The sequence below is a fragment of the Saccharopolyspora sp. 6M genome, assembly GCF_020176775.1.
In the GTDB taxonomy this organism is placed as follows: domain Bacteria; phylum Actinomycetota; class Actinomycetes; order Mycobacteriales; family Pseudonocardiaceae; genus Saccharopolyspora_C; species Saccharopolyspora_C gregorii.
This window is the reverse complement of sequence record NZ_JAIUJZ010000142.1, coordinates 1-13,813: the sequence shown is the minus strand read 5'-3', so window position 1 is coordinate 13,813 and position 13,813 is coordinate 1. Positions and strand designations below refer to the sequence as shown.

The following is a 13,813-nucleotide window of genomic DNA, read 5'->3' as shown; positions in this document are numbered from 1 at the left end:
GCGCTGCGGGCCCCGCGGCGCGCGTGCGGCCGGGCCCTGCACCGGAGCCGGGCGGGCCACCGGTGCTGGGGGGCGCGGCCCGCCGTCCGCGGCGGCCGGCGCTCCGACCGGTACGACGAGGTGGGCCGCGCGCCGCCGCCTCGTCAGCGGCGAAGCCGCGGGGGCCGACGTGCACGACGAGTTCTGCAGAGAGGCGATGAGCTGTGCAGCTGGCCGACTACTTGGACAAGGGCGCTTCCCTCGGCGGGGACCGGCCTTGCTTGACCACGGGCGGGGAGACCCGCTCGTACGCCGAGGTGCAGCGGCTGTCCTGGCGGGTCGCCGGGGCGCTGCGGGGGTCCGGCATCGAACCCGGGGACCGGGTCGCGGTGCTGTCCGGCAACGACCCGGACGCCCTCACCTGCATCTTCGGCATCTCGCGGGCCGGGGCCGTGTGGTGCCCGGTGAACCCGCGCAACGAGGCGGCGGAGAACCGGCAGCTGCTGGAGCTGTTCGGCTGCCGCTGCCTGTTCTTCCAGGAGCGGTTCGCCCCGCTGGTCCAGCGGATCCGCGGTGAGCTGCCGCGGCTCACCGAGCTGGTGTGCCTCGACGGGGAGGTCGAGGGCGCGTGGACCTTCGACGAGTGGCTGGAGCGCAGGGCCACGCCGCAGCAGCGGGTGCCGCGCGCCGGGGACGACCTGTGCATGCTCGCCGGGACCGGCGGTACGACCGGGGTGCCGAAGGGCGTGCGGCTGACCGCGACGAACATGCTGACGGCGACGGCGACGACGCTGATGAGCTACCCGTTCGGCGAGTCGCCCCGATACCTGGCGCTGGCCCCGCTGACCCATTCGGCGGGGGTGCTGACCTTCCCGGTCCTGGCGCTCGGCGGTGAGATCGTCATCATGCCGAACCCGGACCTCGGCGAGTTCCTGCGGCTGGTGCAGCGGCACCGGATCACGCACGCGTTCCTGCCGCCGACGGTGATCTACGGGCTGCTGGACCATCCCGACCTGGACGCGGCGGACCTGACCTCGTTGCGCTGCCTCTGGTACGGCGCGGCCCCGATGTCACCGGCGCGGCTGGAGGAGGCGCTGACCCGGATCGGCCCGGTGCTCGGCCAGTTGTTCGGGCAGACCGAGGCGCCGAACATGATCGCGACGATGGCGCCCACCGACCACTTCCGCCCGGACGGGTCGATCGCCACCGAGCGGCTCTCCGCCGCGGGCCGCCCGAGCCCGCTGACCCAGGTGGCGGTGCTGGGCGACGGGGGCGCGCTGCTGCCGACCGGCGAGCGCGGCGAGATCGTGGTGCGCGGCCCGCTGGTCATGGACGGCTACCACGAGGCGCCGGAGGCGACCGCGGAGGTCAGCGGGCACGGCTGGCACCACACCGGCGACATCGGCTACCTCGACGAAGACGGCTTCCTGCACATCGTCGACCGCGCCAAGGACGTCGTGATCACCGGCGGGTTCAACGTGTACTCGGCGGAGGTGGAGCGGGCGCTGCTCGCGCACCCGGCGGTGCAGGACGCCGCGGTGGTCGGCCTGCCGCACGAGAAGTGGGGCGAGCAGTTGACCGCCGTGGTGCAGCCGCGGGCGGGCGCCCGGGCGTCCGAGGAGGAGCTGCGGGCGTTCGTGCGGGAACGGCTCGGCGGGGTGAAGACGCCGAAGCGGATCGAGCTCTGGCCCGACCTGCCCCGTTCCAAGATCGGGAAGGTGCTGAAGCCGGACATCAAGCAGCGGCTCGCCGAAGGCGGCTGAGGGCCGCGCCGCGGACCGGTCCGCCCGCGCGGGGGGCGGGCGCACCACCCGCGATCAGCGCGCCACGTACGCGCTCAGCACGGCCTGCACCTCGTACACGTCGACGCCCTTGCCGAACTGCTTCACGATCGGCTCGTACGCGCCGGACAGCCACAGCTTCAGCTCGGCGTCCAGGTCGAAGGTGCCCGCCGTCTCCACCGCGAAGTGGCTGATGCTGCGGTACGGGATCGAGTGGTACTCGACCTTCTTGCCGGTCATGCCCTGCTTGTCGACCAGGATCAGCCGCCGGTCGGTGAACAGCAGCGAGTCGCGGATCAGCCGGTACGCGGAGTGGATCTCCTCGCCCCGGGCCAGCAGCCTGCCGTACTCCTGCGCCGCCGCACGAGGATCGATCTGCGACGCGTTCCCCATCATGCCGTCGAAAAGTCCCACGGACGCACTCCCCTGCAAGATCGAGATTTCCCCTGGCCCCAGGGTAGCGAAGCACGCGGGCCGCTGATCCGGCGTGCACCGGCGGCACCGGATCCCGCCGCGCACCACCCGGTTGCGAGACTGGGCCGGTGAAGACCGATCGATGCCCCTGCGGCTCCGGCGACGTGTTCGCGGACTGCTGCGCACCGCTGCACACCGGCGCGCGCCGCGCGGCCACCGCCGAACAGCTGATGCGCTCGCGGTTCGCCGCGTTCGCCGTCGGCGACGCCGAGCACCTGCTGCGGACCTGGGACCCGTCGACCCGGCCGGACTCGGTGGAGCTGGACCCGGCACAGCGCTGGACCCGCCTCGACGTCCTGGACCGCAGCGGCGGCGGCCCGTTCGACTCCGCAGGCACGGTCCGGTTCCGCGCGCACTACCGGCTGGACGGCCGCGCCGGGTCGCTCACCGAGCACAGCCGCTTCACCCGCAGCGGTGGGGACTGGTACTACGTCGACGGCGACCACGAGTGACTCACTCCTCGGCGAGCAGGGCGTTCATCCGCTGCAGCACGTCCAGCTGCGCCCAGTTGTAGTACTCGACCATCGCCGGGACGACGACGGAGGCGGCGTACGCCTCCCCGCCCGGCGCGGTCCGCCACGCGTCCCGCATGGCCGGGTACGCCTCGTACTGCCGGTGGAACTCGGGCAGGTAGCGCTGTGCCAGGTCGGCGCGGGTGGCCTCGTCGGCGTCCGCGGGCAGTCCCTCGAACTCGGTCTCGACCGGCAGCATCGGCCGCGACACGATCTCCTGCAGCGCATCCATCACTTCGGGGCTGAACACCCTGGCGTACAGCAGCATCAGCGCTCGGCCCGAGCGCGGGACTTCCTCGCGGATCCCGTCGAACCCGGGCGGCAGCTCGGCCAGCGTCCGGTTCCGCAGCACCGCCGCGAGTTCCGCCCGCATCCGCTGCTGGCGTTCGATGCTCGCGGCGAGCTCGGCGTCGAGGGCCCGCAGCGCCTGCTCGGCGCGGTCGTCCGGGCCCTCCACCACCGCGATCTCCGCCAGCGGGACGCCCAGGTCCACCAGCCGCCGGATCCGCAGCAACCGCGTCAGGTGGCTGATGCCGTACCGCTTGTACCCGTTCGACGCCCGCTCCGGCTCCTCCAGCAGTCCGATCCGGTGGTAGTGGCGGACCGCCTTCACCGTCGTCCCCGCCAGCTCCGCCACCTGCCGCGTGCTCCACGCCATCGAGATCCTCCCTCTCATGCTCCCTTTCCACACCATGCCCCAGGGGCACGGTCAAGCGGGAGCTTCGGAAGGGGGCTCACGGGTCCAAGTTGGGCGATCGACTGTCCGGTCGGTGGAACATAGGCCTGTGAGCACGTTCGGAACCGGGCATCGATTGGACGTAGCATCTCCTGTCGGCTGGTCCGACCGCACCTGACCGACGCCGGCGCCGTTGACGAAGTCGGCCCTGGCCGGGCCGGAGGGCATGCTCCCGGCTCGCGCACATTCCCGCCACGCGAATTACAAGCGCCACTCCTGACGCTCTTTCAGTGAGCCTGCCGCCGACCGATGCCGACGACGGCAGACCCACCGCAACCATCTTCAACCCTTCTCCACAAGGGCCCACTCCGAAGAAGACTCAGCACGCATACCGGAACGAATCATCATTTTGCTCACCGCGCTCAGCTTCTCCGATTACCAAAGCTACGCGAACGCGAACCCGTACTGCCCGTACCAGGAAGAAACCGCGAGCATGGCCGAATTCGCGGCACCGACGACCACCGAACCCAACAGCAGGCGAAATGCGGGGGCGTTGCCACCGCGACGCCGAAAATAGCGCATACAACTTCTCCGAAAATGTTGTGCAGCTCGCACAAATGCGAGACGGTAGGTTAACCGCTACCCCGGCCGGGGTACCCCTTCCGTGAGGTTCCACCCGAGGAGTTGATCTAGCTAACCACACCGCGTGGCGGCCTTGAAGTCGGGGGTACACTGAGGAACTGAGACAGTCTCACATTAGGGAGCAGTAGAAACGCTGCGGAATCGACGGTCAGATGTCTTCAACTCCGAGCCCCTTCAAGCGATCACGGAGAGTGACCCAGCGCCTGTCCTTCAGCCCCTTGTGGATCTCCAGCGCCTCACGCCAGCCTTCGACCGCCTCACCCTCACTACCGGCTTCTAACAGAATCGTCGCGAGGAGATCGAGCGCGCGAGCACGACAGGGAAGGTCACCGGTCTTCCAGGTGACACCGATCGACTCCCTTGCAAGTTGCGCAGCATCTCGGAGCCGCATCTGCTTCAAGCCGATCTGCGCCAGCAAGCAGTACGTTTCCGCCAACGTCGCCAGATCATGGCATCTCAGATTGTGCTCGAGCGCCTCATTCCCATAGTCCAAGGCGGTTTCGAGCTCACCTCGATCAGCATGAAGAGCACCGATCTCGCTCAGCGCTTCACCGATTCCCTGCACGTTCCCGACCTTGCGGTGCAGAAAAAGAGACTCCCGGAACTGCCTGCTCGCTTCACGGGGGTCTCCGCACTCCTTGGCCAATCGACCCATTCTGCGGAGCACACCAGCGTGCACGTGGTCGAGGTGATGTTCGATGGCGACCTCACGTGCTTCGCCGTACAGGCGGGTCGCACCTTCGACGTCACCCAGGTGGCCGCGCACCGAGGCGAGGTTGTGCAAGGCCACAGCCAGACCGTGGTGATCGTCGAGCTGTCGGCACAGGGACCGCGCCTCGGTGAAGTTCTCCTGCGCACGCTCTAGGTCCCGCAACATCAGCTGGTTGTAGCCGAGGTTGATGATCGTGCCGATCAAACCTTCACGATCGGACACCGACATCGTCGAAGCTCTCGCCAGCCCGAGGCAAGTGAGCGCATCGTTGTACTGCCCATGTCTTTTGAACGGTTCGTTGAGCGTATTCGCCAATCGCCACGTGTGGTGGGGAAAGCCTCGATCGTGGGCAGCACGGACGATGGCCACCAGCACGCGGTGGTTGTCCACGAACCAGCGGATCGCCTCCCGCTCATCGGCGAACTCACGCCCGGGCCGGAGGACCGGCGCGAGCAACGGTGGAACCCCTGGACGGTGTTTGAACAGAACGCGTTCGGCACTGGTCGCGCAGTTCAGGTACCACTCGATCATCCGAGCTGTCGCCGCACGTCGCTCGACCATTGGCTCATCCGCATCCGCCTGCTCGGCAGCGAACTCATGGAGCAGATCGTGGATGTGGACGCTGCCGGATCGATCGTCCAACAGGTTGGCTTGGATGAGCTCTTCGATGAGGTCCAAGGTGTCCGGACGCGAGTCCCCCGTCATAGCGACGATCACGTCGAGGGATACTTCAGGCAGTGGGTGAAGCCCTAGGAGCCGAAAAAGACGGCAAGCCTTCGGCCGCAACGCGCGGTAGGAGAGCAAAAAGTTGGCACGCAGACTGGAGTGCCCGGCTCCGGCCGACTCTCCCATCGATAGCATGCGGTGTTCTTTCGCGAGGAAGTGGGCGATTTCAGCAAGCGGCGTGCGTGGGCGATCTTCGATGTGCTTGCTGAGGAGTCGAAGAGCCAGCGGGATCCCGGAGCACAGCCCGACGAGACGCGTCAGCGCCTCCGGCTCCACATCACAGCGATCGCCGATGGACTCCCGCAACCAGGCATGGGCCGTCTCGGTGTGCACGGTGGTGACAGCGACTTCCTCAGCCGACCAGTGCACCGCAAGATGGGCGAGACGCCGTCGGCTCGTGATCAGCAGCAAGGAATCCGGCACGAGGTCCAGCAGTGGTGCTATCTGATCTTCGTCGGCGACGTTGTCCAGCAGGATCAGGCTGTGCCGCCCGGTCAATACCGTGGCGAGCTTCGTCCGCTGCATCTCCTCATCGGTGAGCGCCTCGGCATGCGCGTTGAAACCTTGCAGGAGTCGCCGAATGAGTTCTGCGGACTCCATCCGCGGGGCACGGGCGAAGCCGCGCATGTCGACGTAGAGACCACCGTCGAACCGATCCCGCGATCGGTACGCCCAGTGGAGGGCGAGCGCGGTCTTGCCGATTCCCGCAGTGCCGGTGAGCACTACGATCTTCGCGGCTAGGCCGTGATCGGTCATGCGGCTGAGGTCGGCGATGACTCTCTCCCGACCGGCAAGCCTTTCGCGGTCGTGTGGGAACCGCCATACCGGATCTCGGTGCTGCGGCGCGCTGTCCCCTTCTCGTCTCGGCTCAGGGACGAGGGCCTGCTGTCTGTTCATGTAGGCACGGAGGGCGTCGGCCTCGTCCTCCAGCCCGTGCTCGCGCAGGTTCCGCCGGGTGACGAAGTAGTGCAAAGTCGCCTCATCGCGGCGATGCATGGCGTGGAGGGCGTCGACCCGGCGCATCGCAAGCGTCACCTCGAGTTCGTACTCGACCGACAGGTCGTCGAGGTGCAACAGCACTGCCTCCGGCTCGCCGAGTGCTAGCTGACTCTCGGCAAGTCCGTTGATGGCCGGCAACACCAGGTTCTTCCGAACCTTGTGGCGGAATTCTTGTGCAGCTGCGGTGTCCAAGTCGAGGATGGGCGGCTCGTTCGACAGTTCGAGAGCTTCGTGCAGCAGACCTCTCGCACGTTCGTGGTCCCTGTCCCGCAGTGCGGAACGTCCGGCGGCCAGCAGGTCACGTGCCCGGTGGTAATCGATGCGGTCAGCAGGAACGTCGAGCCGGTAGCCGTGGTCGATGTGGCGCAGCTCGTAGGGTGGATCAGTGAGTTCCAGGACTTGACGCAGCCGCGTCACGTAGTTCGTGAGGCTCTTGGACGCTTTCACCGGATCGGCTTCCTGTCCCCACAACCAATCCACCAACGCGGGGACTCGGATCGTCCGGCCAGGCCGCGTCAGCAGAACGCCCAGCAACCCCCTCACCTTCGCGGACTGCCGCCACCCCTGCGGTGCCTCCCCTGCCAAGCGAACCCAGACCGAGCCGCAGATCTTGAAATCCACCAGCGCCCCCTCCCGCTGGTCGAGACCTATCCTCGTGACTCCCAGTGTTCTCAGCACGAGTGGCCGTCACAGCGTCCATTCGCAGTAAATGCGTGCGCCACCCATAGGAAATCAACCATCCTTACAGGGAACTGACAGCGTTCTGCCAGTGTTCCCACCACGCCTTCCGTGATTATTCCACCGGGCACGCCCGAATGATCTACGCGGAGCCGAACACGCCAGCCTCAAGATCCACTCCCCCGCGCTGAGCTGCGGATTTCATCAAATACCCGTCTCGGCTGAAGCCAGACCACCGAACACCGCCACGCACCATTCAGGGGACGAATCCGTTCTCCGGCATTCACGACGTGCCGGATCCTCAGGAAGGCGGCACGTGATGACGAAGTGGATCAACGGTCCGATCGGGATCGGATCGCAACAACGGCGAAGCCGGGGAGATCTTCGGACCGTCCTCGTCATGGTTCCTCACCTGGTGGCGGGAACCCGGTTGATGGACTTCGTGCCGCTGCTCGAGAGCGACCATCGAGTCGAAGTGGTCTTCACCGTGCCGGACGCGATCGCAAGCTGGGACGGAGCAGAGGACTTCGTGCGGGCGCAAGGTTGCTTCGTCCTGCCCTGGCAACAGGCCCTGCAACACCGATTCGACCTGGTTCTCGACGCGAGCAGGAGTGACACGGATCCCGCGAACGGCCCGCTGCTGGTCACCCCGCACGGTGCGGGGGCGCTGCGCTCTCGTCTCCGCCCCCGCAAAGGTGGCGCGGGAGCACTGCCAACGCACGGGCTGGTTCGGGAGGAGCTCATCAAGCACGGCCGGGTCATTCCGTCATCGCTGGTTCTCAGCACCGACGAGGAGCTCGATGCCTTGCGCTCGTCCTGCCCGGAAGCCCTGTCCGCTGCGTTGGTCGCAGGTGACCTGTGCCTGGATCGCATGGACGCGAGCCGGCCGTTTCGCCAGCACTACCGGTACGCGCTCGGCGTTCGCGAAGACCAAATACTCGTCGTGATCAGCTCCACGTGGTCCACCGAGTCGTTGTTCTGCCAACGTCTGGAGATGTACCGACGGGCCGTGGACGAACTGGATCCCGATCGGTACCGGGTGGCGGCGGTAGTGCATCCGAACGTGTGGACCGTGCACGGCAGACGGCAGGTCCGGGCCTGGTTATCGGAGTGCACCGGACGCGGAATGGCGCTCCTGCCGCCGGAAGAAGGTTGGCGCGGTGCGATGGTCGCCGCCGACGCCGTTCTGGGGGACCACGGATCGACCACCCAGTACGCAGCAGCATTCGGAACACCCACCCGGTTGGCGACGTTCCCCGACGACAACGTCCGACGTGGCGGACCGGCCGAAAGCCTCGCCAGGCTGGTGCCCCGCTACGAAGAGGACCGTCCGCTCGCCGAACAGATCGACGAGACCATCGCCACGGCGCGTCCCGAGATCACCGAGAGGATGCGCGCCCTGCTCACCTCCCGCCCCGGGAGAAGCGCACGCATCCTCCGGCAGGAGATGTACCGGCTCCTGGGCTTGACGGAGCCGACACACAACGCACCCCTCGCTCCAGTTCCCCTCCCCAGGCCGGTCCCCGCGGCTTTGAGCATCGCGATTCCGGAGGTGCGCTGATGCTCAGCGATCACATCCGCCGTCGATTCGCGGCGCCGCCCCCCGCTGCTCACTCCTTCACACGACGGTCTCTGCGCTGCACCGAACGTGCTGCAGGAACCCTGTCGGTGAGTTGGCAACGGTACCGTTCGTCGAACTCGGATTTCTCGATGTGCGACCTCTCGGCGGCTTCCGCGCGATGGAGGCCGTGCGCTGACGTCCTCTTGGCGCGTTCAGGACTCGCATCGGCCTTCGACGACGCAGCAGAGCTGCACCAGCGGTTCCCGGCATCCGCCTTAATCGTCACCCGAACCAGCGCGACCACCTGCCTCCTGACCACCCCGATTTCGGCGTTGCACGTGGGTTGTCCACCGCTCGGCCCCTTGTCCGGCTGGTTGTGCGGCATCGTCGCCGGGTATCTGCTGACGTCGAATTCGGACTGTGCCGATCCGGCCTCGCCTCCGGTCCGGGGAGAAGCACGTGGGGGTTCAGCGCTCCGAGGTGCCCGTCCCTTGATTCAGGCGCATTTGGATCGACGCGGCGGAGGGGTGCTGCGATTGGCGGTAGAGCCCCTCGGCGATCTCCAAGTGTTCCCGTGCACTCGCGGCGTCGCCCCCTCTTTCGGCGACCGTGGCGAGTTCGACGTGGACGTCAGCCACGTATGAGGGCGATCCTGAATCGGCCATCCCTTCCAGCGACGCACGCAGCGCGTCCCCTGCTTCTTCCAGCCGTCCTTCCTCGAGCTGAATCCGTCCCAGAACGGTGAGCGCTCGTGCGCGGCCGCGTTGATCGCCGATCTCGGAGAGGAGATCGATCGATTGCCTGAGGTGTTCGACCGCCTCCTCGTACCGGTGGAGATCAGCGAGGACCGCACCGAGGCGTCGCAGCCGCAATGCGATGCTGCGGCGGTTCCCGGCCCCTTCGGCCAGCCGGAGAGCGCGTCGCAGGTATGCGAGCGCCTCGTCGAAGCGCTTCTCGCCGCGAGCGGCCTTGGCGAGCTGTGAAAGCGCGGTGGAGATGCTGTTGGCGTGGCCGGTCTCCTCCGCCAAGGACAACGCGGGCGCGCACACGTCGGCTGCCTCCTCATACCGCCCCAGATCGAGGTAGGCGAATCCGAGCTGGCATCGGACGCGAACCTCCCCGAGCGGAGAACCGACCCGCTCGGCAGCTCCGAGAGCGGCGCGATGGGACTGGATCCAGTCGTCGTACCACTTCCGGTACAAGAAGAAGCTCCACATCACCTCGCACCACTGCCACACCAATTCATCCCATCCGAGCTGCAACCCCGAGTGGAGGACGGCCAGCAGGTTGCTGCGCTCCCGCTCGTACCAGTCCAACGCGGCTTCTGCGGAGGCGAATCCGGCCGAACGGTCCGTCGCCGAACGGTCCGTATCGGACGCGAAAATCGATCCCAGGCGCTCGCGCAACGGGTTCACCGCTCGGTCCGCCTCCGCCGCACGTCCCAGGTACCAGCACATCGCAAGCCGACGGGCCGCATCGCGCTGCTCCGCTGAGTCCTCACGCTCGCCGCATAGCCGAGCGTGCGCACGGATCAAGTCGTGGAAGCGGAAGCGACGAGATTCCTTCTCCACCAGAAGATTCGCCTCCACCAGCTCCCACACCGGATCACGAACGTCGTCAACGTGCGGCCCCACCACAGCTCGAACCAGCTCGGAGGAGAAATCTTCACCCGGGCACACGGACAACGCACGGTAGACGAAGGCGGCCTGCTCGGATACGGCCTCGTAGCTGAGGTCGAACACCGACTCCATTGACACGTCATCGTGCAAGGACAATGCCGAAAATCGATCGTCCACACTACTCAACTGCTCTACGACATCCGATATTGACCAGCCAGGATGGGTTGACATCCGGGCGCCGACGACCACGATCGCCAAGGGAAAACCACTGCACAGGCGCACTAGTTCCAGCGCGATCTCCGGCTCACCGTCCACGCGGTTCTCCCCGATCACTTCCGCGAGTAGCCGCATGCCCGAACTTTCCGCCAGTGGCCCGACGTCCAGGAAGCGAGCACCGTCCAGCGCCAATCCCGCAAGCCGGGCGCTGCTGGTCACCACCACCAACGAGCCGGGTGAGTTCGGCAACAACGCACGCACTTGGGCGGCCGATGTGGCGTTGTCGAGCAACACCTGCAACGAGCGACCCGCGGTCATCGACCGGTACAACCCTATTCGATCGGCGGGCTCGATCGGGATGGATTCGGACGGAACCCCCAGCGAACGCAGAAAACGACCGAGAATCTCACTCGCCGAAACAGGCTCGCCTGACCCGTCAGTGCCGAGTTCCGCGTACAGCTGCCCTTCGGGAAACTCATCCGACCGGGAGTGCATCCAAGACGCGGCCAGTGCGGTCTTACCGATACCTCCTGACCCGCTCAGCGCAGCGACGGTCAACCTCCGATCCCCCCGCGACAGCCAGCCATCGAGCACCCCGAGCTCGTGGTTACGGCCGAGTAGAGGGTCCGGCCCGTACGGGACCTCGTGCGGGAGGGGGACGTCACCGCTCGCCGAAACCGCGTGGAAGTGCACGTTGCCGTGCACGACGCCGGTCTGGACGACCGATCCGCGCACGTCGGCGGACGTGGAATTCCGGACGCCTTGTCGGTCGCCTCGGCCCCGACTCTGGCCCGCTGACTCCTCGGGCATCCCATCCCCCTCGATTTGCAGACGCACCGCCGAACCATTCAAACACCGCGTACATCCCAGCAAAACCGCAACCGAGATGAATTTAGCACTCAACTCACTCACCCGATCGGACCATCCATCGTGGCGAACAAACAACCCCCGGCCACAAATCAATTCCACGAGATACTTTCGAAGACGCCATTCCCCACAATCGATCCGCTAGATGCAGATATCGGCATCAGCCGCGCGCAACCCGTGCCGGACGGGCAAAGCCTCCGGAGGTACGCGATCGCCGAAGGGTTACGGCCAAGAGAGGCAAAGTGGTGATCCGGTAGCGCTCGGCGATCCGACGGGTCTCGACGACGAGTTCGAGCAGCTGGGAACGCAGTACTCGGGAAGGTTCGCGCCTTCGTTCTCCAAGACGAGTGGGACGGCGCGGCGCGCGGCGAGCCACGGCTTCGCCTCCTCGGGGCCGTCGGCGACGACCATTTCGGCGCCCTCCGCGGTGCTGGGCAACGACCCCGACGCCCCGGTCTGGGTGATCGCGGTGTGTCTGTCGCGTTCTTCGCGCAGGGGACGAACACCATCGGCTGTACGCTGGCCTCGGAGATCGCCGCGCTGCGGATGATGGGACTCTCCGGAAGCGTGTTCGGATTCTTCCCGAACCTCGGTGGCGCTACGGTGCCGATCGTGGTCGGCACGATCCTCGACCTCACCGGCTCCTTCAACAGGACGCTGCTGTTCGTCGCCGCGCTGGCCGTGGTGGAGTTGCTGGCCTACCTCGTGCTCATCGACGAGGTGGACCGCCTCGAACCGAGGTCCGCTGTCCGAGCACCGACCGCTCCCGTCCAGGAGTTCCGCTGATGCCCCTTCCCTTCCACCCGTCCGACGGCGATCCGGTGCCGCCCGCGCTGCGCGGGTTCGCCAGCGCGCACGCGCACCTCGTGGAGCTGCGCGAGGGACCGGCCCATCTCGTCGCCCGGCACCGCGATCCGGCCCGCCGGGTCGGCCTGGTCTCCGGCGGCGGTTCCGGGCACGAGCCGTTGCACGCCGGGTTCCTCGGCCGCGGGATGCTCGACGCCGTGGCACCGGGCAGCGTGTTCGCCTCCCCGCACAACAAGCAGGTGCTCGCGGCCAGCCGCGCCGCCGCCGGGCCGGACGGCGTCGTGCACGTGGTGAAGAACTACACCGGGGACCGGATCAACTTCGGCATCGCCGCGGAGCGCCTGCGCCTGGAAGGCGTGCAGGTCCGGCGGGTGCTGGTGGACGACGACCTGGCCACCGAATCGGCCGACACGGCGACCGGGCGGCGCGGCACCGCGGCGACGGTCGTGGTGGAGAAGCTGCTGGGCGCGGCGGCGGACACCGGACTGGGCCTCGACGAGCTCGCCGAGCTGGGCGGGCGGTTCGCCGCGGCCTCGCGCAGCCTCGCGGTCGCGTCCCGCGCGCAGACCTCCGCGCACACCGGGGAACCGTCGTTCGCGCTCGACGCCGGGGAGCTGGAGCACGGCGTCGGCATCCACGGCGAGCGGGCCCGCAAGACCGTCGCCCGGCCGCCGCTGGAGGAACTGGTGGAGAAGCTGCTCGACGAGCTCGTCGCCGGGCTGCCGCCGGGGCCGGACCGGGTGGTCGCGGTGCTCAACGGGCTCGGCGGTACCACCCAGCTGGAGCTCTACGGGCTGCACGACCTGGTGTCCGACGGGCTCGCCCGCCGCGGGCTGGAGGTGTCCGGTGCCCTGGTCGGCACCCTGGTGCCCGCGCTGGACATGGCCGGGTTCTCGGTGACGGTGACCAGGATGGAACCGGACTGGTGGTCCTGGTGGACCGCGCCCGCGATCACGCCCGCCTTCCCGCGCACCTCGGAGGAATCATGATCGAGCAGGAGACGGTGCTGCGCCGGTTCGCCGCCGCGGTGGAGGACGCGCACGCGCAGCTGACCGAGCTGGACCAGCGCAGCGGCGACGGCGACTTCGGTGACAACCTGCGCACCGGGGTGCGCACCGCCGTGGCCCGCTTCGACGCCGACGGCGGTTCCGCGCTGGGCGCGCTCGGCGAGGTGTTCCTGGACGAGGTCGGCGGCACCAGCGGCCCGCTGTTCGGGCTGCTGTTCACCGAGATCGCCCGCGGGCTCGCCGAGTCCGACGACCTCGCCGGGTTCCGCGCCGGGGCCGGTGCGGGGCTGGCCGCGATCCAGCGGGTCGGGGAGGCCGAGGTGGGCTACCGGGCGCTGGTCGACGCGCTCACCCCCGCGGTCGACGCCGCCGAGCAGGGCTTTGCGGCCGCCGCCCGCGGCGCCGCCGCCGGCGCGGAGGGCACCGCGCGGCTGCGGGCCCGGATGGGCCGGGCCAGCTACGTCGGCGAGCGGGCGCTCGGCGAACCGGATCCCGGTGCGCTGGGCATCGCCCTCCTGTTCTGGGCGTTCGCCGCCGCCACCGAGCCGGCGGACGCC

At 68.0% G+C, this 13,813-nt stretch carries 11 protein-coding genes; 6 read left to right on the top strand and 5 right to left on the bottom strand.

Annotated features, from left to right (window positions below; genetic code table 11):
• Window positions 1-203 precede the first annotated feature (203 nt).
• Window positions 204-1,742: a long-chain fatty acid--CoA ligase gene (locus tag LCD31_RS19000; RefSeq protein ID WP_224959911.1), complete on the top strand. Its 1,539-nt coding sequence runs from the start codon at window positions 204-206 to the stop codon at window positions 1,740-1,742.
• Between the two features lie 54 nt (window positions 1,743-1,796).
• Here the strand turns inward: LCD31_RS19000 and LCD31_RS18995 are convergent, their stop codons facing one another.
• Window positions 1,797-2,174, bottom strand: coding sequence for a PH domain-containing protein (locus LCD31_RS18995; protein ID WP_224959910.1), 378 nt, complete (start codon window positions 2,172-2,174; stop codon window positions 1,797-1,799).
• A gap of 128 nt (window positions 2,175-2,302) precedes the next feature.
• On the opposite strand from LCD31_RS18995, the gene LCD31_RS18990 reads away from it, so the two are divergent.
• Window positions 2,303-2,686 (top strand): YchJ family metal-binding protein, encoded by a 384-nt coding sequence (locus LCD31_RS18990; RefSeq protein ID WP_224959909.1) that lies wholly within the window; start codon window positions 2,303-2,305, stop codon window positions 2,684-2,686.
• A 1-nt stretch (window position 2,687) separates the two neighbouring features.
• On the opposite strand, the gene LCD31_RS18985 is transcribed toward LCD31_RS18990, so the two are convergent.
• A complete protein-coding gene (locus tag LCD31_RS18985) occupies window positions 2,688-3,404 on the bottom strand; it encodes a MerR family transcriptional regulator (protein WP_224959908.1) in 717 nt (238 codons plus the stop codon).
• A gap of 808 nt (window positions 3,405-4,212) precedes the next feature.
• Complete coding sequence (locus LCD31_RS18980) at window positions 4,213-7,122, bottom strand: tetratricopeptide repeat protein (protein WP_224959906.1); 2,910 nt, start codon at window positions 7,120-7,122, stop codon at window positions 4,213-4,215.
• Between the two features lie 376 nt (window positions 7,123-7,498).
• Here LCD31_RS18980 and LCD31_RS18975 point away from each other — a divergent pair, with 376 nt between their 5' ends.
• The gene (locus tag LCD31_RS18975; RefSeq protein ID WP_224959905.1) at window positions 7,499-8,740 is read left to right on the top strand and encodes a hypothetical protein; all 1,242 of its coding nucleotides are present in this window, start codon (window positions 7,499-7,501) and stop codon (window positions 8,738-8,740) included.
• 49 nt (window positions 8,741-8,789) lie between these two features.
• Here the strand turns inward: LCD31_RS18975 and LCD31_RS18970 are convergent, their stop codons facing one another.
• Together LCD31_RS18970 and LCD31_RS18965 are read right to left on the bottom strand one after the other, a co-directional pair.
• Window positions 8,790-9,125 carry a hypothetical protein gene (locus LCD31_RS18970; RefSeq protein ID WP_224959904.1) on the bottom strand — a complete coding sequence of 112 codons (336 nt, stop codon included), beginning with the start codon at window positions 9,123-9,125 and terminating at the stop codon, window positions 8,790-8,792.
• 82 nt (window positions 9,126-9,207) lie between these two features.
• Entirely contained in the window at window positions 9,208-11,487 is a 2,280-nt protein-coding gene (locus LCD31_RS18965; RefSeq protein ID WP_224959903.1) for a tetratricopeptide repeat protein, read from the bottom strand.
• A gap of 426 nt (window positions 11,488-11,913) precedes the next feature.
• Between LCD31_RS18965 and LCD31_RS18960 the strand changes: the two genes are divergently transcribed.
• The 3 genes from LCD31_RS18960 to LCD31_RS18950 form a co-directional block, all read left to right on the top strand.
• The gene (locus LCD31_RS18960; RefSeq protein WP_224959902.1) at window positions 11,914-12,228 is read left to right on the top strand and encodes a hypothetical protein; all 315 of its coding nucleotides are present in this window, start codon (window positions 11,914-11,916) and stop codon (window positions 12,226-12,228) included.
• The gene (locus LCD31_RS18955) at window positions 12,228-13,238 is read left to right on the top strand and encodes a dihydroxyacetone kinase subunit DhaK (RefSeq protein ID WP_224959901.1); all 1,011 of its coding nucleotides are present in this window, start codon (window positions 12,228-12,230) and stop codon (window positions 13,236-13,238) included. The genes LCD31_RS18960 and LCD31_RS18955 overlap by 1 nt, the downstream gene beginning before the upstream one ends.
• Window positions 13,235-13,813 (top strand): DAK2 domain-containing protein (locus LCD31_RS18950; protein ID WP_224959900.1); only part of this gene is annotated, 579 nt, incomplete at its 3' end. The genes LCD31_RS18955 and LCD31_RS18950, both read left to right, overlap by 4 nt.

Coding starts and splice junctions, on each gene's coding strand:
- LCD31_RS18985 (WP_224959908.1), bottom strand. CDS start 3,404: ATGGCGTGGAGCACGCGGCAGGTGGCGGAGCTGGCGGGGACGACGGTG.
- LCD31_RS18955 (WP_224959901.1), top strand. CDS start 12,228: ATGCCCCTTCCCTTCCACCCGTCCGACGGCGATCCGGTGCCGCCCGCG.
- LCD31_RS18970 (WP_224959904.1), bottom strand. CDS start 9,125: ATGCCGCACAACCAGCCGGACAAGGGGCCGAGCGGTGGACAACCCACG.
- LCD31_RS18975 (WP_224959905.1), top strand. CDS start 7,499: ATGACGAAGTGGATCAACGGTCCGATCGGGATCGGATCGCAACAACGG.